Source organism: Pseudomonas sp. NFACC32-1 (assembly GCF_900101215.1).
Taxonomy (GTDB): Bacteria; Pseudomonadota; Gammaproteobacteria; order Pseudomonadales; family Pseudomonadaceae; genus Aquipseudomonas.
The window spans coordinates 249,374-272,987 of sequence record NZ_FMUL01000001.1 but is presented as its reverse complement, the minus strand read 5'-3'; the positions used below and the strand labels follow the sequence as shown (position 1 = coordinate 272,987).

Genomic DNA, 23,614 nt, shown 5'->3' with positions numbered 1-23,614 from the left:
TACCTCGCGACGAGAGGCGCAGGCCCCGCTCACACAGGGGCCTGCACAGAGATCATGCCATTTACAGCCCCTCCAGCTCGGCCATCAAGTCATTCAGCCGGTCCACCTTCTCCTCGGTGATTTCGCTGGCAGCCAATCCTTCGATGTAGTCGGCCAGTTCCTGGACCGTGCTGCATTCGAACATGGCCCGCAGCGGTACGTTGCGTTGCAGGGCCTTCTGTACCCGAGAGGCGATTTGCGTCGCCAGCAACGAATGGCCGCCCAGTTCGAAGAAGTTATCCCGTACGCCCACTCGCTCGACGTTCAGCACCTGCGCCCAGATATCCGCCAGGGTCTGTTCCAGCGCGGTGCCCGGTGCCTGGTAATCCTGGCTTTGCAACTGGCCGATCTCCAGGGCCGGCAAGGCGTTGCGGTCGAGCTTGCCATTGGCGTTCAGGGGCAGCCGGTCCAGCCATAGCCAATGCAGCGGCACCATGTATTCCGGCAGCTCGGCCCGCAGGCGTTGCTTGATGCGCTCCAGGCGTTCGGTCGCCGGCAGCGTCGAATCAGAAGCGACCAGGTAGCCCACCAGATGCTTGCCGTTGATCCCCTCCTGCACGCCCACCGCGGCATCGCGCAACTCCGGCTGCTCATGCAGCCGCGCCTCGATTTCACCCAGCTCGATACGATAGCCACGAATCTTCACCTGATGATCGATGCGGCCGACGTACTCCAGCACGCCATCGCTGCGCCGCCGCGCCAGGTCGCCAGTGCGGTACAACCGCTCCCCCGGCGCGCCGAACGGATTGGGCACGAATACCGGGGCAGTACGCAGCGGATCGCCGACATAACCACGTCCCACCCCGGTGCCCGCCACGCACAGCTCACCCACGGCACCCAGCGGCACCAGCTCCAGCGCGCCGTCGAGCAGGTACAAACGGTTGTTGTCGGTGGGCGTGCCAATGGGCAGGTAAGTGCCACGGGTCGACGCCATGTCGACACGGAAGAACGCCACGTCATCGGAGCATTCCGCCGGGCCGTAGGCGTTGACCAGGCCGATGGCCGGGTATCGCAACAGCCACTGATGGGCCAGCTCCGGGGGCATCGCTTCGCCAGTGGGCAACATCCAGCGCAGTCCGTCCAGGCTGACACGATCCTGGGCAAGCATGCCCTGGATCAGGGACGGCACGCTTTCCAGCACCGTGATGCCCTGGCGCTGCACATGTTCCAGCAACCCTTGCGGATCATGGGCGATGGTATTCGGCACGATGTCGACCCTGGCCCCGAACAACGGCGCGGCGAGGAACTGCCACACCGAGATGTCGAAACTCTGGGACGCCGTCTGGGCGATCACATCGGCCTCGCCCAGCGCCAGGTACGGCACCTTGCTCAGCTGATTGTTGAGCATGCCCCGCTGCTGCACCATCACGCCCTTGGGCTGCCCGGTGGAACCGGACGTATAGATCACATACGCCAGGTTGTCCGGCCCGCTATGGACTCCGGGGTTTTCCTGCGACGCATCGCTGGCCTGGATGTCTTCCCACACCAGCAGCTTCGGCCGCGCCGAACAGGCATGCTCATCCAGCAGCGCCAGCGCCTGGGCATGGCAGGCCTGGGTGCAGACCAGCAGCGGCGTGCGGCTCAGTTCCAGGATACGCCCCAGGCGCTGGCTCGGCAGGCCCGGGTCCAGCGGCAGGTACCCGGCGCCGGCCTTGAAGCTGCCGATGATCATTGCCAGCAGGTCCAGCCCCCGTTCGGCCAGCAGCGCCACCGGCTGATCGAGGCCTACGCCGCAGGCGATCAGTGCATGGCCCAGGCGGTTGCTGTGGGCGTTCAACCCGGCGTAGGTGTATCGGTTGTCCAGGCAGCTGGCCGCGATCCGTTGCGGATGGGCCGCAACCCGGGCCTCGAACAATTCCACATAGCTCTGGGCCAAGGGATAGTCGCGCCCACTCTGGTTGCAGCCATGGACCAGGAAGTCCTGCTCCTGCGCCGCCATCAGCGGCAGCTCGGCCATGTCACCGTGCAAGCCCTCCATCAGGGCCAGCAGCAATCGCTTGAACTCACCCAGCAGCCCCTCGACGGTGGACGCTTCGAAGTAGCGTCGGTCGTAAGACAGATGCAGCCCCAGGTCGTCCCCGGGATAGCAGACCGCCGTCAACGGGAAGTTGGTGTGGGTGCGACCCGAATCCGACGTGGCGTTGAGGCTGCGGGCGCGGTCCAGCACCGAGACTTGCACCGGAGCGTTCTCGAACACGAACAGGCTGTCGAACAGCGGCTGGCCCTTGGGCAGTTCGCTGACTTCCTGGATGCTCACCAGCGGCAGGTACTCGTATTCGCGCAGTTGCATGTTGCTGTCCAGCAACTGGCCCAGCCACTGGCGCACCGTACAGCGCTGCTGGTCCTCGGGCATCCGCACCCGCAACGCGACACTGTTGATGAACAGCCCCACCGTGCGCTGCATCTGCGGCAATTCCACCGGGCGGCCGGCCACGGTGACACCGAACAGCACGTCCCGGTCGCCGCTCACTCGCCGCAGCACCAGCGCCCACGCTGCCTGGGCGAAGGTGTTGACCGTCAGTTGGTGAGCCTGGGCCAGTTCGCGCAGCCGTGCGCCGTCCTTTGCCTCGAGGCGGGTGTAGCAGTCGCCGACGATCATGCCTGCGCTGTCACCGGCGTGTTCACGCAGGAACGGGCGGTCGGCGGGGATTGGCGTGGTCCGTTCGAACCCTTCCAGGTTGTGCTTCCACCACTGGCGGGCCTCGGCCAGGCTCCGATGCTGCAGCCAGCCGATGTAGTCGCGATAGCGGGGTGGAACGGCCAGCCGGGGCTCGCGGTTTTCGCCAAGGGCGGTATAGATCTCGAAGAAATCGTCCATCAGCAACGAGCGGCACCAGGCATCGATCAGGATGTGGTGATTGCTCATCATGAACCAGTAGCGCGCCTCGCCCACGCGGATCAGTCGCAGGTGGAACGGTGCCTGGTTCAACAGATCGAAGCCGGCCTCGCGCTCGCGCTTGAGCAGCGCCTGGAGCCGGTCTTCCTGCTGGTCCCCGGGTACCTCGCGCCAGTCGAGATAATCCACTGGCGTGTTGCCGGGCTTGTGGATGATCTGCAGCATCTCCTCGCCGACGTTCCAGCAGAACGAGGCGCGCAAGGCTTCGTGACGGCTCACCACCGCCTCCCAGGCTTGGGCGAAACGATGCGGGTCCAGTTCGCTGTCGATGCGGTAGCGGTCCTGCATGTAGTACAGACCGGTGCCCGGTTCCAGCAAGGTGTGCAGCAGCATGCCTTCCTGCATCGGCGTCAGTGGATAGACATCCTCGATCTGCGCAGCCGGCACGGGCAAGTGGTCGAGCTGCTCCTGGGACAGTTTCGCCAGCGGGAAATCCGACGGCGTCGGGCCGCCCGCCTCGTCCGTCAGGCAGTGCTCGACCAGGCGCTGCAACTCATCGAGGTACGCCGCGGCCAAGGTGACGATCGTCTGCCTGTCATGGCGTTCGCCACTGTAGGTCCAGCGCAGCACCAGCTCACCACCACTGACCTGGCTGTCGACACTCAGCTCATTGGGCAGTGGCGCATCGGGGTCGTGGATCGCCCCCAGCGCTGCGTCCAGTGGCCGGAACAGGGCGTCATGCCCCAGGGTCTGGTCAAGCTGGCCCAGGTAGTTGAAGGTGATCGACGCCTGCGGCAGGTCAGCCATCGCCTGGCGAGTGGCGTCGTCGGCCAGGTAGCGCAGCACGCCATAGCCCAGCCCCTTGTGCGGTACGGCGCGCAACTGCTCCTTGATGGCCTTGATCGATGCGCCGATATCTTCGGCCGACGGGCTCAGGCGCACAGGGTAGACACTGGTGAACCAACCCACGGTGCGGGTCAGGTCCAGATCGTCGAACAGCATCTCGCGGCCGTGCCCCTCGAGCTGGACCAGGGCCGACTCATGACCGCTCCAGCGGCACAGGACCCGGGCCAGTGCCGTGAGCAACAGGTCGTTGACCTGGGTGCGGTAGGCACTCGGCGCCTGTTGCAACAGCTGCCGGGTGCGCCCGGCATCCAGGCGCACACTGACCGTCTGCCCATGACGCTCCTGGAGAGCACCGTCAGGATGCGCGCAAGGCAACGCCACAGCCGGGCCGCTCAACCGGCGTTGCCAGTCGGCCAGTTCTTCGCGCAGGGACTCGCTGCCGGCATAGGCCTGCAAGCGCGCCGCCCAATCGCGCAATGGGCTGGTCTTGGCCGGCAGCCCGATCGCTTGCCCGGCCGTGATCTGGCGGTAGACGGTTTGCAGATCGTCCATCAGTACCCGCCACGACACCGCGTCCACCACCAGGTGATGGATGACGATCAGCAGGCGCTGCCCACCGTCGGGCAACCGGGCCAGCACTGCCCTGAGCAACGGACCGCCAGACAGATCGAGGCTGCGCTGGGTCTGCTCGAACAAGGCCTGGCAATGCTCCACGGAGTCGACGGACAGCGACTGCACCAGCGCGACGTCCGACAGCGGCCGATGCTCGGCGCGCCAGTGTCCGGCGGTCTGTGCAAAGCCCAGGCGCAGGGCGTCGTGCTGCTGCAGGACAGCCTGCAGCGCCTGTTCCAGATGTCCCGGGTCCAGGGTCATGGCCGGCTCCAGCAACAACGCCTGGTTCCAGTGGTGTCGATTGGGGATCGGGCACTCGAAGAACCAGTGCTGGATCGGTGTCAGCCCCGACTCGCCGCTCAGCAAGCCCTGCTCGGCGCTCAGCTGTTCGCTGCGGGTGGCGACAGCGGCCAGGGTCTGCACGGTCTGGTGCTGGAACAGGTCGCGGGGCGTGAAGTGGATGCCCTGCTGCCGGGCCCGACTGACCACCTGGATAGACAGGATCGAATCGCCGCCCAGCTCGAAGAAATTATCGTTGAGGCCGACCTGTTCCACGTTCAGCACCTCGCACCAGATGGCCGCCAGGGTCTGCTCCAGGGCATTGCTCGGCGCCACATAATGTTGCCGGTTGAGCTCAAGATCCGGCATCGGCAAGGCGCGACGGTCGAGCTTGCCGTTGGCGGTCAGCGGCATGCTCGCCAGCAGGATCAGGTGCGTGGGCACCATGTAGTCCGGCAGCTGTGCCTTGAGATGATGCTTCAAGGCTTCGCGCAGGACGCCTTGTCGTTCGGCGTCCTGGGTGGCGACGTCGGTCACCAGGTAGCCTGCCAATTGCTTGCCGCCCGGCATATCGAGGGCCAGTACCACGGCCTCGCGCACCGCGTCGTGTTCCAACAGGCGGGTTTCGATTTCCCCCAGTTCGATACGGAAGCCACGGATCTTGACCTGATGGTCGACCCGACCCAGGTATTCCACCAGGCCATCGGCACGCTGGCGCACCAGGTCGCCGGTGCGATAGAGCCGCCCACCTTCGGTGCAGAACGGATCGGCGACGAACCGCTCGGCCGTCATGCCCGGCCGCTGGTGGTACCCCTGGGCCAGGCCCGCGCCGCCGACGTACAACTCGCCTGTCGCGCCTTGCGGCACCAGGGCCAGGTCGGCATCGAGGATATAAGCCACCCGCTCACCGACCACACTGCCGATGGGCACGCTGGTCACGCCCTCCTCCAATTGCTCGGGTGCCAGGCACGCCAATGGCATGACCACGGTTTCCGTCGGGCCATAGGCGTTGAAAAACCGTGCCGGGCTGAACGCCGCGCGGATGCGCTGCAGATGCTCCCCGGTCAGGGCCTCGCCCCCCGTGATGCACATGCGCACGGGCAGGATCTGCCCCTGGGTCGCCAGCCATTGCGCCAGTTGGCTGCCATAGCTGGGCGTGAAACCGAGGACGTTGACGCCATGCGCGCGGATCAATCCGCAGATTTCCTCGGCGTCCCATTGCCCCTGGGCCCGCAGCACCACATGGGCGCCGCTGAGCAGCGGCACCAGCAGGCGCTCGGTGGCGGCGTCAAAGTTGATGGAATAGAAATGCAGCTCGCAGTCGTCCGGGCGCATGCCGAAACGCTGGATCACCGCCTGGCAGTGCATGGCGATTTCGCCGTGGGACACCACCACCCCCTTGGGCTTGCCGGTGGAGCCCGAGGTGTAGATCAGGTAGGCCTGGTGCTGCGGCAGGTTGATCGACGGCAATGGATGATCAGGATATTGCACCAATGCCGGACCATCCTCCTCCAGGCTCCAGCGTCCGACGCCGTCTGGCAGCGCACCGAGAGACTCGAACATTGCCCGGTCGCTGAGCAACCACGCGATGCCGCTGTCTTCGATCATGTAGTGCAAGCGGTCCAGCGGGTATTCGGGGTCCAGCGGCACGTAGGCACCGCCGGCCTTGAGAATCGCCAGCAGGCCGATGACCATTTCCAGGGAACGCTCCAGGGCCAGGCCCACCCGGACCTGTGGCCCGACGCCGCGCTCGCGCAGCATCCAGGCCAGTCGATTGGCGCGGCGTTCGAGTTCACCGTAGGTCAGGGTCTGTCCGGCAAAGGTCAAGGCCGGGGCATCGGGACGGGCCTGGGCCTGCTCGCTGAACAGCGGGTGCAGGCAGTGGTCCAGGCGATGCTCGCCGGGCTCGACACCCAGGTTGTCGAGCAACTGTTGCCGCTCGCCAGCGTCCAGCAGCGGCAGCTCGCTCAAGCGTCGGCCCGGATCGCTCAGCAGCGCCTCCAGCAGGTTGCGCCAATGCCCGGCCATGCGGGCGATGCGGGGTTCATCGAACAGGTCGGTGCTGTAGGTCAGGCAGCAACCCAGGCGATGATCCAGGTCGGTGACCTCCAGGTTGAGGTCGAACTTGGTGGCCCGGGCATCGTTCACCAGGTACTGCACGGTCATGCCGGCCAATGTGCGGCTCTGCTGGAATTCCCAGCGCTGGACGTTGCACATCACCTGGAACAGCGGATTGTAGGCGGCGCTGCGCGGCGGTTGCAGGGCTTCGACCAGATGATCGAACGGCAGGTCCTGGTGGGACTGGCCTTCGATGACTGTATGGCGCACCTGCTCGAACAGCTCGCCCACCGACATCTGCCCGTCGAGCTGGCAACGCAGCACCTGGGTGTTGAGGAACGCACCGATCAGCCCTTCGCTTTCCGGTCGGATCCGGTTGGCCACCGGCGCGCCGATGCGAAGGTCGGTCTGGCCGCTGTAGCGATAGAGCAGCACGGCCAAGGCGGCGGTCATGGTCATGAACAGGGTCAAGCCGTGTTGCGCGTTGAAGGCACGCACCCTGGCGGCCAGGTCATCGCTGAGGTCGAAGCGGAACAACTCGCCGCGATGGCTTTGCACCGTTGGCCGCGGACGGTCGGACGGTAGCTCCAGCAATGGGTGTTCACGGCCCAGTTGCGCGGTCCAGTAGTCCAGTTGCCGTTGGCGCTCGCCGGACTCCAGCCACTGGCGCTGCCAGACGCTGTAGTCCAGGTATTGCACCGGCAAAGGCTCCAGCGGCGATTGGCGGTCATCGACGAAGGCTTCGTACAACGCGCTCAGCTCCCGGGCGAAGATGTCCATCGCCCAGCCTTCGGTGACGATGTGATGCAGGGTCAGCACCAGGTAATGCTCCTGCTCCGCGGTCTTGACCAGGCAGGCCCGCAGCAACGGCCCGGTTTCCAGGTCGAAAGGCTTGTGGGCCTCGCTGTCGGCCAGCGCCTGCACCCGTTGTTCACGGACATCGGCGGCCAGCGCCGAGAAATCCTTCCAGTCCATCCGCAGGCCCACGTCATCGTGCACCTGCTGCCAGGCCACGCCGTCGGCACTGGGGAACGTGGTGCGCAGGGTTTCGTGTCGCAAGACCAATGCCTGCAAGGCCGCCTCGAAGCGCCCGACATCCAGCACCCCGCGCAAACGCGCCATGCCGCCGACGTTATAGGCCGGGCTGTCCGGCTCCATCTGCCAGAGGAACCACATGCGCTGCTGGGAATAGGACAGCGGCACCGGTTGGCTGCGATCGACCTTTTCGATCGGTGGCTGCCGGTTGGTCTGGCCACTGGCCTGGATCAAGCGTACCTGTTCGGCAAACGCCCCCAGTTCACTGTTCTCGAACAAGGCTCGCAGCGGCAACTCGACGTCGCAGGCCTGGCGGGTGCGGGAAATGATCTGGGTCGCCAGCAGCGAGTGGCCGCCGAGGGCAAAGAAATCATCCCGCAGGCCAATCCGGGACAGCCCCAGCACGTCGCGCCAGATATCGGCGAGCTGGCATTCGAGGGCGCTGACCGGCTCCACGTGGTCACGCCCCTGCCACTGCGGTTCGGGCAAGGCGTGGCGGTCGAGCTTGCCGCTGGGGCTCAGCGGCATGGCATCCAGGCGCAACACCTGCGCGGGCACCATGTAGTCCGGCAATTCGGCGGCCAGGGCGGCGAGGAGCCGCTGGTCCAGGTCGTCCCCGGTAAGATCTGGCGCGGTGTAGTAGCCGATCAATTGCGGACCGGCGGCGGTGTCGCGCACCAGCACGGCCGCCTGGGCGATGCCCTCCTGGGCCAGCAGCCGCGCTTCGATTTCCTGCGGTTCGATACGGAAACCGCGCAGTTTGACCTGCTGATCGAGGCGGCCGAGGTATTCGATCACCCCACCGGCGGTCCAGCGCGCCCGGTCGCCGGTGCGATACAGGCGCGCGCCCGTGGCGGCCAGCGGATCCGGTACAAACCGCTCGGCGCTCAGGCCCGGCCGGCCGAGGTAACCCCGGGCCAGGCCCAGGCCGCCGATGCACAGTTCGCCCGACACTCCGGACGGTACCGGGTTGAGCTCACTGTCGAGCACGCGACACAGCACGTTGCCCAGCGGACGGCCGATCGGCGAGCGCTCGCCATCGGCATCGCTGCAATGCCAGTGCGTGACGTTGATGGCGGTTTCGGTCGGACCGTAGCGATTGTGCAGTTGCGCCGTCGGCAGTTGCGCCAGCACTCGGCTGCGTAATTCGGCCGGCAAGGCTTCACCCCCGGAGAACACCCGGCGCAGGCAGGTGCAACCGGCGCTCAAGGGTTCGTCGACGAACAGGCTGAGCAGCGGTGGCACGAAGTGCAGCGTGGTCACGCCAAACTGTTGGACCAACTGGGCGATGCGGTGCGGGTCGCGATGTTCGCCGGGGCCGGCCAGGACCAGCGGGCAACCTGTGATCAAGGGCCAGAAGCATTCCCACACCGACACGTCGAAGCTGATCGGCGCCTTTTGCATCAGCACATCGGTTTCGTCCAGGCCATAGGTGGCCTGCATCCATTGCAAGCGTTCGGCCAGGGCCGCGTGGGTGTTGCCGACCCCCTTGGGCTGGCCGGTGGAACCGGAGGTGTAGATCACGTAGGCCAAATGATCGCCGTGCAGATGCAGGCCTGGCGGATTGCCCGGCCATTGCTCCAGATGCAAGGCATCCAGGGCAATCACGCTGATGCCTTCGCAGACCGGCAAGCGTTCGAGCAACGCGGTCTGCGTCAGCAGCAGATCGACGCCGCTGTCCTGGAGCATATAGGCCAGGCGTTCGGCCGGGTAATCCGCATCCAGCGGTACATAGGCGCCACCGGCCTTGATGATCGCCAGCACGCCGATGAGCAACTGCGGCGAACGCTCGGCGGCGATTGCCACGCACACATCGGGGCCAACGCCTTTGTCCCGCAGGTAGTGGGCCAGGCGATTGGCCTGGGTGTGCAGTTCGGCGTAGTCCAGGCGACCGCCCTCCCACAGCAGCGCGGCGCGTTGCGGCGTACGCCGGGCCTGCTCGTTCAGCAGCTCCGGCAACCATCGTGCCGCCGGTTCGCAAGGGGCCACACTCCATTGCTGCTGTTGCGCCTGCTCATCGGCGGACAGCAAAGGCACGTCGCCGATGGCCTGCTGCGGATCGGCGCAGACTGCCCGCAGCAGGTTGCAGAAATGCCCGGCCAGGCGCGCGATGGTCGCCGCCTCGAACAGCTCGTCGGCGTAGTCGAACGACAGCGTCAACCGCCCGTTGCGGTCTTCCTCGCTGTGCAGTTGCAGATCGAACTTGGCTTCGCGGCTGTGCCATGGCAGCTCATCGGCCAGCAATCCCGGCAAGCGTCGCAAGGCGCCCAGGTCGCGTTGCTGATGGTTGAACATCACCTGGAACAGCCCTTGTTCGCGAGCCTGCGGGAAGGCTTCGAGCAGTTGTTCGTAGGGAAGGTCCTGGTACGCCTGGGCGCCCAGCGTGGCCTCCCGGGCCTGGGCCAGGAGCGCGGCGAAGGACTGGCGCGAATCGACCTGCCCGCGCAGCACCTGGGTATTGATGAAGAAGCCGATCAGGCCTTGGGTTTCCAGGCGTGGACGGTTGGCATTGGGCACGCCGATGCGCAGGTCGGACTGGCCGGTATAGCGTTGCAACAAGGCCTGGAATGCCGCCAGCAGACACATGAACGGTGTCGCGTCGTGGGCCTGGGCGAGCTGGCGCAAGGCATCGCCGAGGCTCTTGTCCAGGCGCAGGCTATGACGCGCGGCGCTGCGAAGACGCTGGGCGCTGCGAGGATGATCGGTGCTCAGCGCCAGGACGGGATGTTCGTCTCCCAGTGTCTGTTTCCAATAGGCCAGTTGCCGCTCGGCTTCTCCCTGGGCGAGCCACTGGCGCTGCCAGCGGCCGTAGTCGGCGTACTGCAACGGCAGCGGCGCCAGCGCGGCGACCTGCCCCTGGGTCGCGGCGGCATACAGCCGCGAGAATTCGTCCACCAGCACATTCATCGACCAACCGTCGGCAATGATGTGGTGCATCGTCACCAGCAACTGGTGATCGTCCTCATCCAGGCGCACCAGCGTGACCCGCAGCAGCGGCCCCTTTTCCAGGTCGAACGGCGTAGTCGCTTCGGTTTCCCGGATCTGCCGGGCGCGGGCCTGGCGCTGATCGTTGGGCAAGTCCGCCAGATCGATTGAGCGCAGGTCGAATCCCGCAGCCGGATCGATCTGCTGCATGGCCACGCCATCGCGCTCCAGGAAACGCGTGCGCAGGGATTCATGGCGTTCGATCAGTTGCTGAAAACTGGCGCGCAGTGCGTTTCCGTCCAATTCGCCACGCAGGTGCAAGCCGCCGGGAATGTTATAGGCGCAGCTTGCAGGGTCCAGTTGCCAGGTGATCCACAAGCGGTTCTGGGCCAGGGACTGCGGCAATGCCTCATGGCGCGGCAACAGGCTGATCGTGTCCTGTGACGGGTTGCCGTCCTGTTGGCTGGCGGCCACTGCGGCCGTGAAAGCGCTGAGGGTCGGGGCTTCGAACAGCAGGCGCAGCTCCAATGTCACGCCCAGGGTTTCGCGCAGCCGCGCAACCACCTGGGTGGCGATGATGGAGTTGCCCCCCAGCAGGAAGAAATGATCGTCTCCCTGCACTTCGTCAACCTGCAACAGCTCGCGCCAGAGCTGGGCAATCTGCGCCTGCAACGGCGAGGTCGACGCCTGCGCACGGACACTTGCGACCTCGGTCGACGGGAACTGCGCATAGCTGTCGAGGCTGCCGTCGGCCAGGCGAGTGCGGCACGCCGAGCGTTGCAACTTGCCGCTGGACGTCTTGGGCAAGGCACCGGGATTGAGTAGCACCACCACGCTCGGCGCTTGCTGGCAGGCGTCGGCCACCACCTGGCGAAGGGTCTTGATCAGCGCCTCGGGCGGCAGGATTTTCTGCACGCTGCGGCTGATTTCCGCCGCAATGCCGATGCCTTCCTCGGTGCCATCGTTGACTGCGAAGGCCGCCACCCGGCCTTTGCGCACCACTTCCACCTCACGCTCGATAGTCTGCTCGATGTCCTGGGGATAAAGGTTGTGCCCGCGCACGATCAGCATGTCTTTCAAGCGACCGGTGATGAACAGCTCGCCGCCATGGACGAAGCCCAGGTCGCCGGTGCGCAGCCAGGTACGACCGTCATGCTGGACGAAGGTCTTGGCCGTGGCCTCGGGATTGCGCCAGTAACCATGGGCGATGCTCGGCCCGGTGGCCCAGACTTCGCCCACCTGCTGGTCGGCCAGCGGCTGGAGCGTATTGGGTTCGACGACCAGCACCCCGTGTCCGGGCTGGCCGAAACCGCAGCTCATCACCGCGCTGCCTTGCCCCGGCTCGGCGCGGTTCTGCGCCAGCGCCGCGTCGTCTATGCGCAATGAAGCAATGCCATGGCTGCGGGGCGTGCCGGCGACGAACAGGGTGGCTTCCGCCAGGCCGTAGGACGCCATGAAGTTTTCAGAGGTGAAACCGCACGCCGCGAACTTCTCGGCGAAACGTTCCAGGGTGTCGAGGCGGATCGGCTCGGAGCCCGAATAGGCCACCCGCCAGCCGCTCAGGTCGAGGCGCTGCAAGGCCGAGTCGCTGATCCGCTCGCTGCACAACCGATAGGCGAAATCCGGGCCGCCGCTGATGGTGCCACCGTACTCGCTGATGGCTTCCAGCCAACGCAACGGCCGGGCCAGGAAATACCCCGGCGACATCAGCACGCATGGCACGCCACTGAAGACCGGTTGCAGCAGGCCGCCGATCAAGCCCATGTCGTGATACAGCGGCAGCCAGCTGACGATGACGTCGTCGGGATTCAGGTCGATGCCGAAGCCATGGCGGATCAACAGCTCGTTGGCCACCAGGTTGCCATGGCTGACCTGCACCCCCTTGGGCAATGCAGTGGAGCCGGAGGTGTATTGCAAAAAGGCAATGTCATCGTCCTGCAAGGTCGGCGCGACCCATTGTCCGGCACGTGCCGGGTCGAGGCTGTCGACGCATAGCAACGGTGGTGCGGACTCGATGGCCTGCAAGGCTTCGCGCAGATCGCTGCTGGTGAGCAAAAGGCGCGGCTCGGCGTCGGCGATGATCGACAGCAGACGTTCCTGGTGATGACGACGGGCCGACTCCGGTGGATAGGCCGGCACGGCGATCACACCGGCGTACAGGCAACCGAAAAACGCCGCGACATAATCGGGGCCGCTGGGAAACAGCAGCACCGCGCGATCGCCGACTGTCGCCTCGGCCTGCAAGGCGGCGGCAATGGTGCGGGCGCGCAGGTCCAGATCGCGATAACTCAGCACCACGCTCTGCTCCGGCGTGTCGGCAAGGAAGCGCAAGGCCACGCGATCCGGCGTCGAGGCGGCGCGGCGCTGGAGGGCATGGGCCAGGGTGCTGGGAAGTTCGAACGCGTCGGTCATGAGGTTTCCTGCCTGAAATTCGGCTTGCAAGTGATATCCAGTCTTCTTCCATCGCACGCCATCGACGGCATGCGGGACGCGGTCATAGCCGACCGCGCGAGGCAATGGAAATGCGTTGCGGCATCCGGGCTGCCGCCCGAAACCGTCACCCATGAGAACGGATCACGCCGGCAAATAATTAGTCAGCGAGCAGGCCCACCGAGCCATTGGCAAGCGATCGCCCTGCGGCAATGGGTCGCGGCGGCCCATGTTGAACAATTGCCATCAATAATTCTTCTTCTCAATTGACAATCATTATCATTCAGCCTAATTTGGCGCTCGATGCGCAGGACGCCGCCAGTTAACCGCTTGTCCTGCTAACTTTTTGCAGCAAGGTGAATTCCATGACGGAACAAGTATCCACAAGCAGGTGCGACTCACCGTTACTTCAGGCGTTCGTCGATAACCGGATGATCCTGGTCAAGATCGCGGCGCGCATCACCGGTTGCCGGTCTCGCGCCGAAGATGTGGTGCAGGATGCGTTTTTCCGGCTGCAATCGGCGCCCCAGATCACCTCTTCCTTCAAGGCTCAGCTCAGTTACCTGTTCCAGATCGTGCGCAACCTGGCGATCGATCACTACCGCAAGCAGGCGCTGGAACAGAAATACTCGGGGCCGGAAGAGGAAGGACTGAACGTGGTGATCCAGGGTGCTTCGCCGGAAACGTCTCACATCAACTTTTCCACGCTGGAGCACATTGCCGATGCGTTGACCGAGTTGCCCAGCCGCACCCGCTACGCCTTCGAAATGTATCGCCTGCATGGCGTTCCACAGAAGGACATCGCCAAGGAACTGGGGGTCTCGCCCACCCTGGTGAACTTCATGATCCGTGACGCCCTGGTGCATTGCCGCAAGGCGTCGGGCGTGCGCGCAGACACCTTCGCCCGGCGGTAACACACGCCATTTTCTCCGGCCTTGCCGCAAACAGGCTCGCTTTCACCAGGTCCACCGACCTGGTGAAAGCGAGCCTGTTCATGATGACGGCCTGATGACCGCCACCTGGTCCATGCCAAACCTCACATCAACGCGCACCGGTCGAAGAACCGCTCGCGCCCCAGGATCATCAGCGCCGCACGCTTGTGAGGGAAATCGAATTCCTTCTCGCAGTGGAAACACTGGTTGTGCAGGTATCCGATCATCCTTGCATTGTCGGCCCGGGGCTCGGCCACCACGCGCTGGGTGCGCGGGTCGTCCAGGAACAGGTAGTGCACCAGCGCCGATAGCCAGCTCGCCACCTTGTGGGGCCCCCGATGCTGCTCCTCGCCCACCAGCATGTGGATGCCACGATCGTAGTTCTCGGCGTCATAGAACGGCGCGATCCGATCCTCCTTGGCCCAATAGGCTTCGAAGTAGGCAAACGGCTGATCGTCGAAACAACCGATCAGGGTCAGGACCCGTGGGTCGCGCTGCAGCGTGTCCAGGTATTGGCGGTGCTGTTCGAGGCTGCCTTGCTCCTGCCAGAAACTCGCCACCCGGGGGCTGTTCTGCCAGCGATTGAAACGCGCCAGGTCGTGCTCGATCTCCAGGGTGCGCAAGGACACCCAGGCCCCCAGCCGCGCATCGAAACGCCGATACACTTCGCCGCGAGGCTTTATCGGCCGACGCGGATGGCGCTTGCCGTCCGTGATGATCATCTGCTGCGGATAACTGCCATTGAACGACTCGCCTAGCCAGGGTTGCGGCAGTTGCCAGAACTGCGTGCGCTCGCAGGCATATTCGTCAGCCTCCCCGGTGGCCGTCAGCAGGCCGCTGAGCAAGGCGTCGCCGGGACGCTCAGCAAGGTGCCAGACCAGGCGCTGGCACTGCGGCTCCCGGGCAAACAGCCAATAGCAGGCGGCCCAGAGGGCCGGCCCAACTGGCCGGTCGTTGATTTCCTGCAGATGCACCCGCAATTCGGGGCCACGCTCCAGGCGCAGCCGGATCAGCGGTGCGCCTTCCAGCATCAGGCTCAGATGACGTTCGGTTTCATCGGCGCCCAGACGGCGCCCTCCGGGCAAGGGCAGCATCGTCGGGTGGTTGAGGTCGGGCATGGCAGAGGCTCGCGTATTCGTCGGTAGTCAACGTGGGACGTGAGCCAGGGCGGGAAATTTAGGGCCGGTCAATGACTGTGGGTCGGCACCAGGGCAATCTGGTAAGGCGTGAAAATGGCCAGCAATTGACCGTTGTCCCGAAGCGTTTGCAATAACCGGGCGAAGGTTTCGCTGGTGATCGGCGCCTGGGGCCGGATCAACGCATAGTGGTGATAGACCTGGTCGATACGCTCGGACACCAGCAACTGGGGGCCGACCTGAGGATTGCGCAGGACATAGTCGTTGAGGTACGAACGCGTCACCAGCGCGATGTCCGCACGACCGCGCAGCACCATCAACAGGTTGCTGTCATGGGAATACGTCAGCGTGGCGTTGTATTGGCCGATGAGAAACTTGGGATCGGCGTTGAATTCGGCAAAGGCATAGTGGTAACCGCTGAACAGGGCCAGGCGCTTGCCCCTGAGGTCGGCGAAGTAGCTCTGCTGGCGATCCGGCTGGCGCTGGGCGACAAAGATCTCCGCATCCTCCAGGCCCATGTCCACCACGGTATGCGGCACGTCCTTCCATCCCCAGTCGGGGTTCTCGAAGATCGCCATATCGACCCGGCCCTGCTTGAAATCATTGAAGCGACGCGGGATCGATGTAGGCACCAGCACGAACTGGTAGTCGGTCTGGGAGCGATTCAGGGCCTCGACCAATTGCGGCAGCAGGCCGGTGTCGGCGCCATTTTCGGGGCGCACCGTATAGGGTGGGAAATGCGCGGCCCCGATACGGACCAGTTGCGCCGCCGAAGCTGGCAAGGCCAGGAAAATGGCCAGCACGGCCAGCAGAACACGCGAAGTCATCCCCATCGGCGAACACTTCAAGGTCACCCACTCCCCCATAAGTCATACATTCAAGCTAGGCGGTTTCAGCCCGATTAGCCAACCACGCGGCAACCGGAGGAAAACGGCCCGATTATTGTTTTTCTTCAAGCACCAGGATCAATGCCTGTTCGGCCAGGTCATCGAGACTCAGGCTGCCTTCGGCGCGAAACCAGGTGGTGGTCCAGGACAATGCGCCTGTGAGGAAACGCCGGGTAATGAACACGTCCCCGCGAATATACCCGGCATCCTTGGCCTGGCCCAGCACCTCCAGCCACAAGTCCTCGTAAATATCGCGCAAGGCCAGCACCTGCTCCTGCCCTTGCTCGGATAACGAGCGCCATTCGTAGACCAGCACCGCCATCGCCTCGCCCGTACCGCCCATGATCGACTGCAGTTCGCAGCGGATCAGCGCCAGTACCCGCTCACGAACATTGCCCGCCTCGGCCAGGGCCGCGCGCATCAGGGCGGTGTTGTAGCGGATGGTTTCTTCCATCACCGCCCGCAGGATCTCGTCCTTGCTCTTGAAGTGATGAAAGATGCTGCCGGACTGAATGCCCACGGCGCTCGCCAGGTCGCGCACCGTGGTGCGCTCGAAGCCTTTGTTGCGAAACAGGTGGGCGGCCGTCTGCAGCAACTTGCCGCGGGCGCTGTCCGGGTCGGTCAGTTGACCGAGCTCCACCAGCTCTTGCATGACCCTCAAGGCTTTTTGCTCGTCCACCCTTTCTCTCCTACAGTCGTTCGACGTGGCGCCGGCAATTTAAGCCCAGCGGGACAACCAAGCAAGCGCTCGGGCAGAAGAACCAGCGGTCGTTTACAAACCAAGCGCTTGCTTGGTAGTCTCGAATCCCGTTTACCGGAGGGCCCTCCATGCCAAGAGCGATCCGTATCGGTTGCGCCAGCGCCTTCTGGGGCGACACCCCTACCGCCGCGGCCCAGTTGGTGGACGGCGGGAACCTGGATTACCTGGTGTTCGATTACCTGGCCGAGATCACCCTCTCGATCATGGCCGCTGCGCGCATGAAGGATCCCCAGGCCGGTTATGCCACCGACTTTGTCGAAGTGCTGGCCCCCCTGCTCCAGCGTCTGCATGAAGGCGCCATCCGCGTCATCAGCAATGCCGGCGGGGTCAATCCCCAAGCCTGTGCCGCCGCCCTTCGAACAGCTTGCGACGAGGCCGGCGTGCCGTTGAAGATCGCCGTACTGCTGGGCGATGACCTGCAAACTCAATGCCAAGGACTTGCCCAGCAGGGCATCCGCGAGATGTCCAGCGGCGAGCCCTTGCCCTCTACGTGCCTCTCCATCAACGCCTACCTGGGCGCACCAGGCATCGTCGAAGCCCTGCGCCTGGGAGCCGATATCGTGATCACCGGTCGCGTGGTGGACAGTGCGGTGGTCAGCGCCGCCCTGGTGCACGAATTCGGCTGGGCCTGGCACGACTACGACAAACTGGCCCAGGCTGCACTGGCCGGACATCTCATCGAGTGCGGGGCCCAATGCACGGGCGGTAATTTCACGGACTGGCAAGACGTGCCGGATTACGAGCACATCGGTTTTCCCATCGTCGAAGCCAGCGCCGACGGCCAGTTCATTGTCACCAAGGTGCAAGGCACTGGCGGGCTGGTCACACCGCTGACCGTCGGCGAACAGCTGTTGTACGAAATCGGCGACCCGCAGGGGTACCTGCTACCGGACGTGATCTGCGATTTCAGCCAGGTCAGGTTGATCCAGCAAGGCAGGCATGCCGTGCGAGTCCAGGGCGCCAGGGGCCTGCCCCCCACCGATCGGTACAAAGTGTGCGCCACCTGGCCGGACGGCTTTCGCTGCACCGCCCTGTGCCTGATCGCCGGCATCGATGCGGTGGCCAAGGCCGAACGGGTCAGTCAGGCGATCATTGCCAGGACCTCGCAGATGTTCAGCGAGCGAGGCTGGGCTCCCTACAGCGAAGTGAACATCGAGCTGTTGGGCAGCGAAGCCACCTACGGTCACCACGGCCAACGCCGGGACAGCCGCGAAGTGTTGATCAAGCTGGCGGTCCGGCACCCGGACCGACAAGCGCTGGCGCTGTTTGCCCGGGAGATCGCCCCGGCCGCCACCGGCATGGCACCTGGACTGACCGGCCTGCTGGGCGGCCGACCGACGGTGCAGCCGCTGATACGTCTCTTCTCGTTCCTGATCGACAAAAGTGCCTGCCGGCTCGACATACAACTGGACGGCCAGCTCCACGCCTGCGTCCTGCCTGACGTCAAACCGCTGGACACCAGCGACCTGCCCACCGCCCCGGAACTGCCCAGGCCCCAGGGTCGGGCCGATGCCAGCGTCCCCCTGATCAAGCTGGCCGTGGCCCGCTCCGGTGACAAGGGCAATCACAGCAACATCGGTGTGATCGCCCGCGAGCCCGAGTACCTGCCGTGGATCGCCGAAGCGCTGACGCCGCAAGTGATGGTCGACTGGATGAGCCATGTACTCGATCCCGTGCGCGGACGCGTCGAGCGTTGGTACCTGCCCGGTACCCAGAGCCTGAATTTCCTGTTGGAGAACGCCCTCGGCGGCGGTGGCGTCGCCAGCCTGCGCATCGACCCCCAGGGCAAGGCATTCGCCCAGCAACTGCTGGAAATCCAGATCCCGGTGCCCCAGGACATCGCCGACCGGGTCAACTGAAGGACGCTCGTTGGAAAGGAACAGTCGCCATGCCAGTCATCGAATCGCAGCTCGATCCGCACAACGCCGACTTCGCCCGCAATCGCGCGGCGATGCTGGCCAGCGTCGGACAACTTCGGCAGATCGAACAGGCCATGCTGGAGAAGGCCGCCCAGGCCCAGGCGAAATTCGACATGCGGGGTCAACTGCTGCCACGCCAGCGCCTGAACCTGCTGCTGGACCCCGGCGCGCCGTTCCTCGAACTGGCGAGCCTGGCCGGCTACAAGCTCCATGACGACAAGGACGGCAGCGAGGCCGGCGGTGGCCTGATCGCTGGCATCGGCCATGTCAGTGGCGCGCGGGTGCTGGTGGTGGCCAACAACAGTGCGATCAGGGGCGGAACCATTTCCCCCAGCGGCCTTGACAAGACCCTGCGCCTGCAACAGATCGCCATGGAAAACAGGCTGCCGGTGATCACCCTCGCCGAAAGCGGCGGGGCCAACCTCAATTACGCCGCGCAGATTTTCGTCGAAGGCGCGCGCAGCTTCGCCAACCAGGCCCGGATGTCGGCCATGGGGCTGCCACAGATTACCGTGGTGCACGGCTCGGCCACCGCTGGCGGCGCTTATCAGCCGGGGCTGTCGGACTATGTGGTGGTGGTACGTGACAAGGCCCGGCTGTTCCTTGCCGGCCCGCCACTGCTCAAGGCCGCTACCGGCGAAATGGCCACCGAGGAGGAACTGGGTGGCGCGCAGATGCACGCGCAAGTAGCGGGCACCGCCGAATACCTGGCCGAGAACGACGCCGACGGTATCCGCCTGGCCCGGGAAATCGTCAGCCTGCTGCCCTGGAACGCACGACGACCGCCACGCCCCGATCACACCTGGCCGGAACCGCTCTACCCCATCGACGAATTGTACGGACTGGTGCCCGACGATCCCAAAAAGCCCTATGACGTGCGGGAAATCATCGCCCGCATCGCCGACGGCTCCAGCTTCCTCGACTTCAAGAACGAATTCGACCCACTGACGGTGTGCGGCCACCTTCGGATTCACGGCCATGCCTGCGGCCTGATCGGCAACAACGGTCCGATCACACCGAAGGGCGCGAGCAAGGCGGCGCAGTTCATCCAGCTTTGCGACCAGAGCCGCACACCGCTGTTGTTCCTGCACAACACCACCGGGTTCATGGTGGGCACCGAAGCCGAACAGCAAGGTGTGATCAAGCACGGCGCCAAGATGATCCAGGCGGTGGCCAACGCCCGGGTGGCGAAGCTGACAATCGTGGTGGGCGGTTCCTACGGTGCCGGCCATTACGCCATGTGCGGTCGCGGACTGGATCCGCGTTTCATCTTCGCCTGGCCCAACAGCCACACTGCGGTGATGGGAGGCGCCCAGGCCGGCAAGGTCCTGCGCCTGGTCACCGAGGCCACGCAGGCCAGGAACGGCGTCACTGCCGATCCACAGATGCTCGACCAGCTGGAACGCAGCACCGCGCAGAAACTCGACAGCCAGTCCACCGCCCTCTACGGCAGCGCCAACCTGTGGGACGACGGCCTCATCGACCCACGGGATACCCGCACCCTGCTGGGCTACCTGCTGGACATCTGCCATGAAGCCGAAGGCCGGTCGCTGCAACCCAACAGTTTCGGAGTGGCCCGCTTCTGATCCGGCGAGTGCCTCGATCGCCGTTCAAAGGAGAACACTGAAAATGATCTTCACCCAGGAACACGAAGCACTGCGGCGCACTGTTCGCCAGTTTGTCGACCACGACATCAACCCTTACGTCGACGAATGGGAAAAGGCCGGGCGGTTTCCCATCCACGAAGTCTTTCGCAAGGCGGGCGAGCTGGGGTTGCTGGGAATCTCCAAGCCAGAACGTTTCGGCGGCATGGGCCTGGACTACAGCTATTCGATCGTCGCGGCCGAGGAATTCGGCACCATCCACTGTGGCGGCGTGCCCATGTCCATCGGCGTCCAGACCGACATGTGCACTCCGGCCCTGGCGCGTTTCGGTTCCGACGCACTGCGCGAAGAATTCCTGCGCCCGGCCATCCGCGGCGAACAGGTGGGCTGCATCGGCGTCTCGGAAACCGCTGCCGGCTCCGACGTGGCCGGCCTCAAGACCACGGCGCGCAAGGACGGCGACGACTACGTCATCAACGGCAGCAAGATGTGGATCACCAATTCACCGAGCGCCGATTTCATCTGCCTTCTGGCCAACACTTCGGACGACAAGCCGCACCTCAACAAATCCCTGATCGTGGTACCGATGCACACGCCCGGCATCAGCCTCGGCGCGCACCTGGACAAGCTCGGCATGCGCAGCTCGGAAACCGCCCAGGTGTTCTTCGATGATGTGCGGGTGCCGCAACGCAATCGCATCGGCCAGGAGGGCGCCGGGTTCATGATGCAGATGCTGCAGTTCCAGGAAGAACGGCTGTTCGGCGCGGCGAACATGATCAAGGGGCTGGAGCGCTGCGTCGACAGCACCATCGAATATTGCCGTGAACGCAAGACCTTCGGTACAGCGCTGATCGACAATCAGGTGATCCACTTTCGCCTGGCGGAACTGGCCAGCGAGATCGAATGCCTGCGAGCGCTGGTCTATCAGGCCACCGAGCAGTACATCAACGGCCAGGATGTCACGCGCCTGGCGTCCATGGCCAAGCTCAAGGCCGGGCGCCTGAGCCGTGAGGTCACCGACAGTTGCCTGCAATACTGGGGCGGCATGGGGTTCATGTGGGACAACCCGGTGTCGCGGGCCTACCGCGATGTACGGCTGGTGTCCATCGGCGCCGGTGCGGACGAGATCATGCTGGGGATCATCTGCAAGCTCATGGGCACGTTGCCGGGAAAGAAAAAATGAGCAGCTACCCGCCCGCCATGTCCGCCTTCAGCAAGATCCTCGTCGCCAACCGCGGTGAAATCGCCTGCCGGATCCAGCGCACCGCGCAGGCCCTGGGCTACCGCACGGTCGCTGTGTTCAGCGAGGCCGATGCCGACGCGTTGCATGTCCGCATGGCCGATGAAGCCGTTTCGATCGGACCGGCGGCGGTGCAACAGTCCTACCTCAACCCATCGGCCATTCTCGAGGCGGCCCGCAGAAGCGGCGCCGATGCGATTCACCCCGGCTACGGTTTCCTCTCCGAGAACGCCGACTTCGCCCGGGCCTGCGAAAAAGCCGGGCTCGTTTTCATCGGACCCAGCCCCGACGCCATCGAACTGATGGGCAGCAAACGGCGTTCGAAGATCGCCATGCTTGCCGCGGGTGTGCCCTGTATAGCCGGCTACCAGGACGCGGCCCAGGACGACGACACTCTTTGCCGCGAAGCCGAACGCATCGGTTTCCCGCTGATGATCAAGGCCAGCGCAGGCGGTGGCGGCCGGGGCATGCGCCTGGTCCAGCGGGCCGACGACCTGCTGGAGCAACTGCACGGTGCACGCTCCGAGGCACTGCATGGCTTTGGCAGTGACGAGTTGATCCTGGAACAGGCGCTGATCGATCCACGGCATGTCGAGGTGCAGATTTTTGGCGATCGCCATGGTCACTTGATCCACCTCGGCGAACGGGACTGCTCGATCCAGCGCCGTCACCAGAAGATCATCGAGGAGGCACCCTGCCCGGTCATGACCGCCGCGCTGCGCCACGCCATGGGCGAGGCAGCGCTCAAGGCCGGTCGCGCGGTGAACTACGTCGGTGCCGGCACGGTGGAGTTCCTGTTGGCCGCCGATGACCGGTTCTACTTCCTGGAAATGAATACCCGGCTGCAGGTGGAGCACCCGGTGACCGAACAGATCACTGGCCAGGACCTGGTGGCCTGGCAGCTGGACATCGCCGCTGGCCTGCCCTTGCCCCTGCGCCAGGATCAGTTGCAGCTCAGCGGCCATGCCATGGAAGTGCGGCTGTATGCCGAAGATCCAGGCGAGCATTTCCTGCCCCAGACCGGACGCCTGACCGGCTGGGAACCGCCGACCCGGGGCGAGGTACGCATCGACCACGGTTTGCTGGAAGGCCAGGCCATCACACCGTTCTATGATCCGATGCTGGGCAAGCTCATCAGCCACGGCGCCACTCGCGAAGAGGCCCGGCGCAAGCTGTTGCGCGCCGTGGAGGATTGCGTGTTGCTGGGGGTTCGGAGCAATCAGCGAATGCTGGCGGGTCTGCTGGCGCATCCGCAATTCATCGCGGGCGATTTCGGCACCGACTTCATCGCCCGGCATTTCGCCGACCACATTGCCCTCCAGCCTCATATCCCCTCGACTGAACAGCTGGCCATCGCCACCGCCCTGTTCTACTGGGCGGCAGGCGCACCCCACTCCGGCCTGGCGGGCTGGCACAACAACACAGGCGCGGCGCTGCACTACCGGATCGGTGCGGCCGAACGCGACTGGACACTGAGCCTGAACGCCGAAGCGGACGGCACGCTGCGGGTTCTAACCGCCGGCCAGGTGTTCGAACTGATACGGCTCGATACCGACCAGCGCGGCACAAGCCTGGTCATCAATGGCATCCGGCAACGCTACACCTGGCGCCTCCACGGCACCGACCTCTGGCTGTTCGCCCGCCCCGGCAGCCTGCACCTGCAGGACCGGACCCACGCTGCTGTCATACCAGACTGCGTGGTGGGTGATGGCATGCTCAGGGCGCCAATGGATGGGGCTATCGTGCAATTGCGGGTCAGGGAAGGCAGCGTGGTTTGCCAGGGGCAACTGCTGGTAGTGCTCGAGGCGATGAAAATGGAACACTCGCTCAAGGCCGACAGGGACGGCGTGGTGCGGGCGTTGCAGATCAGGCAAGGCGACCAGGTGAGGAACCGGCAGGTTTTGTTGCAGGTGACCACAGACGACCCGGCTCTGTACGAAAAGTCTTGAGACGAAGGTCAGGCAAGGCGAAAACAGCCGATCAAGCGGAATGTACTTGAGTACACGAGCATTGCGAGGCATTTTTCAACGCAGCATGAACGAGTATCAAGGCTTTTCGTACAGAGCCTAGGCGGAT

The 23,614-nt window shown here is 64.7% G+C and carries 9 protein-coding genes; 5 read left to right on the top strand and 4 right to left on the bottom strand.

The window, feature by feature from the left end:
- Positions 1 to 61: 61 nt before the first annotated feature.
- A complete protein-coding gene (locus BLP99_RS01190) occupies positions 62 to 13,042 on the bottom strand; it encodes a non-ribosomal peptide synthetase (protein ID WP_092179534.1) in 12,981 nt (4,326 codons plus the stop codon).
- Between the two features lie 383 nt (positions 13,043 to 13,425).
- Between BLP99_RS01190 and BLP99_RS01185 the strand changes: the two genes are divergently transcribed.
- Positions 13,426 to 13,974 carry an RNA polymerase factor sigma-70 gene (locus tag BLP99_RS01185; RefSeq protein ID WP_072389154.1) on the top strand — a complete coding sequence of 183 codons (549 nt, stop codon included), beginning with the start codon at positions 13,426 to 13,428 and terminating at the stop codon, positions 13,972 to 13,974.
- A gap of 122 nt (positions 13,975 to 14,096) precedes the next feature.
- Here the strand turns inward: BLP99_RS01185 and BLP99_RS01180 are convergent, their stop codons facing one another.
- The 3 genes from BLP99_RS01180 to BLP99_RS01170 all read right to left on the bottom strand — a co-directional run bounded on the left by BLP99_RS01180 (position 14,097) and on the right by BLP99_RS01170 (position 16,694).
- Positions 14,097 to 15,110 carry a GNAT family N-acetyltransferase gene (locus BLP99_RS01180; RefSeq protein ID WP_072458083.1) on the bottom strand — a complete coding sequence of 338 codons (1,014 nt, stop codon included), beginning with the start codon at positions 15,108 to 15,110 and terminating at the stop codon, positions 14,097 to 14,099.
- Between the two features lie 68 nt (positions 15,111 to 15,178).
- Positions 15,179 to 15,955: a substrate-binding periplasmic protein gene (locus tag BLP99_RS01175; RefSeq protein ID WP_072389600.1), complete on the bottom strand. Its 777-nt coding sequence runs from the start codon at positions 15,953 to 15,955 to the stop codon at positions 15,179 to 15,181.
- A 112-nt stretch (positions 15,956 to 16,067) separates the two neighbouring features.
- The gene (locus BLP99_RS01170; protein ID WP_076407245.1) at positions 16,068 to 16,694 is read right to left on the bottom strand and encodes a TetR/AcrR family transcriptional regulator; all 627 of its coding nucleotides are present in this window, start codon (positions 16,692 to 16,694) and stop codon (positions 16,068 to 16,070) included.
- A gap of 149 nt (positions 16,695 to 16,843) precedes the next feature.
- Between BLP99_RS01170 and BLP99_RS01165 the strand changes: the two genes are divergently transcribed.
- The 4 genes from BLP99_RS01165 to BLP99_RS01150 are packed head-to-tail and all read left to right on the top strand — an operon-like array spanning position 16,844 to position 23,487.
- Complete coding sequence (locus tag BLP99_RS01165) at positions 16,844 to 18,634, top strand: acyclic terpene utilization AtuA family protein (RefSeq protein ID WP_092179531.1); 1,791 nt, start codon at positions 16,844 to 16,846, stop codon at positions 18,632 to 18,634.
- A 29-nt stretch (positions 18,635 to 18,663) separates the two neighbouring features.
- A complete protein-coding gene (locus BLP99_RS01160; RefSeq protein ID WP_092179529.1) occupies positions 18,664 to 20,280 on the top strand; it encodes an acyl-CoA carboxylase subunit beta in 1,617 nt (538 codons plus the stop codon).
- Positions 20,281 to 20,323: 43 nt separating this feature from the next.
- Positions 20,324 to 21,481 (top strand): citronellyl-CoA dehydrogenase, encoded by a 1,158-nt coding sequence (atuD, locus tag BLP99_RS01155; RefSeq protein ID WP_072389165.1) that lies wholly within the window; start codon positions 20,324 to 20,326, stop codon positions 21,479 to 21,481.
- 17 nt (positions 21,482 to 21,498) lie between these two features.
- Complete coding sequence (locus BLP99_RS01150) at positions 21,499 to 23,487, top strand: acetyl/propionyl/methylcrotonyl-CoA carboxylase subunit alpha (RefSeq protein ID WP_092179774.1); 1,989 nt, start codon at positions 21,499 to 21,501, stop codon at positions 23,485 to 23,487.
- Positions 23,488 to 23,614: the final 127 nt, after the last annotated feature.

Bases quoted from the DNA above. Each gene is read 5' to 3' on its own strand.
- BLP99_RS01175 (WP_072389600.1), bottom strand. From the start codon at position 15,955: ATGACTTCGCGTGTTCTGCTGGCCGTGCTGGCCATTTTCCTGGCCTTG.
- BLP99_RS01160 (WP_092179529.1), top strand. From the start codon at position 18,664: ATGCCAGTCATCGAATCGCAGCTCGATCCGCACAACGCCGACTTCGCC.
- BLP99_RS01180 (WP_072458083.1), bottom strand. From the start codon at position 15,110: ATGCCCGACCTCAACCACCCGACGATGCTGCCCTTGCCCGGAGGGCGC.
- atuD (WP_072389165.1), top strand. From the start codon at position 20,324: ATGATCTTCACCCAGGAACACGAAGCACTGCGGCGCACTGTTCGCCAG.
- BLP99_RS01185 (WP_072389154.1), top strand. From the start codon at position 13,426: ATGACGGAACAAGTATCCACAAGCAGGTGCGACTCACCGTTACTTCAG.
- BLP99_RS01190 (WP_092179534.1), bottom strand. From the start codon at position 13,042: ATGACCGACGCGTTCGAACTTCCCAGCACCCTGGCCCATGCCCTCCAG.
- BLP99_RS01165 (WP_092179531.1), top strand. From the start codon at position 16,844: ATGCCAAGAGCGATCCGTATCGGTTGCGCCAGCGCCTTCTGGGGCGAC.
- BLP99_RS01150 (WP_092179774.1), top strand. From the start codon at position 21,499: ATGTCCGCCTTCAGCAAGATCCTCGTCGCCAACCGCGGTGAAATCGCC.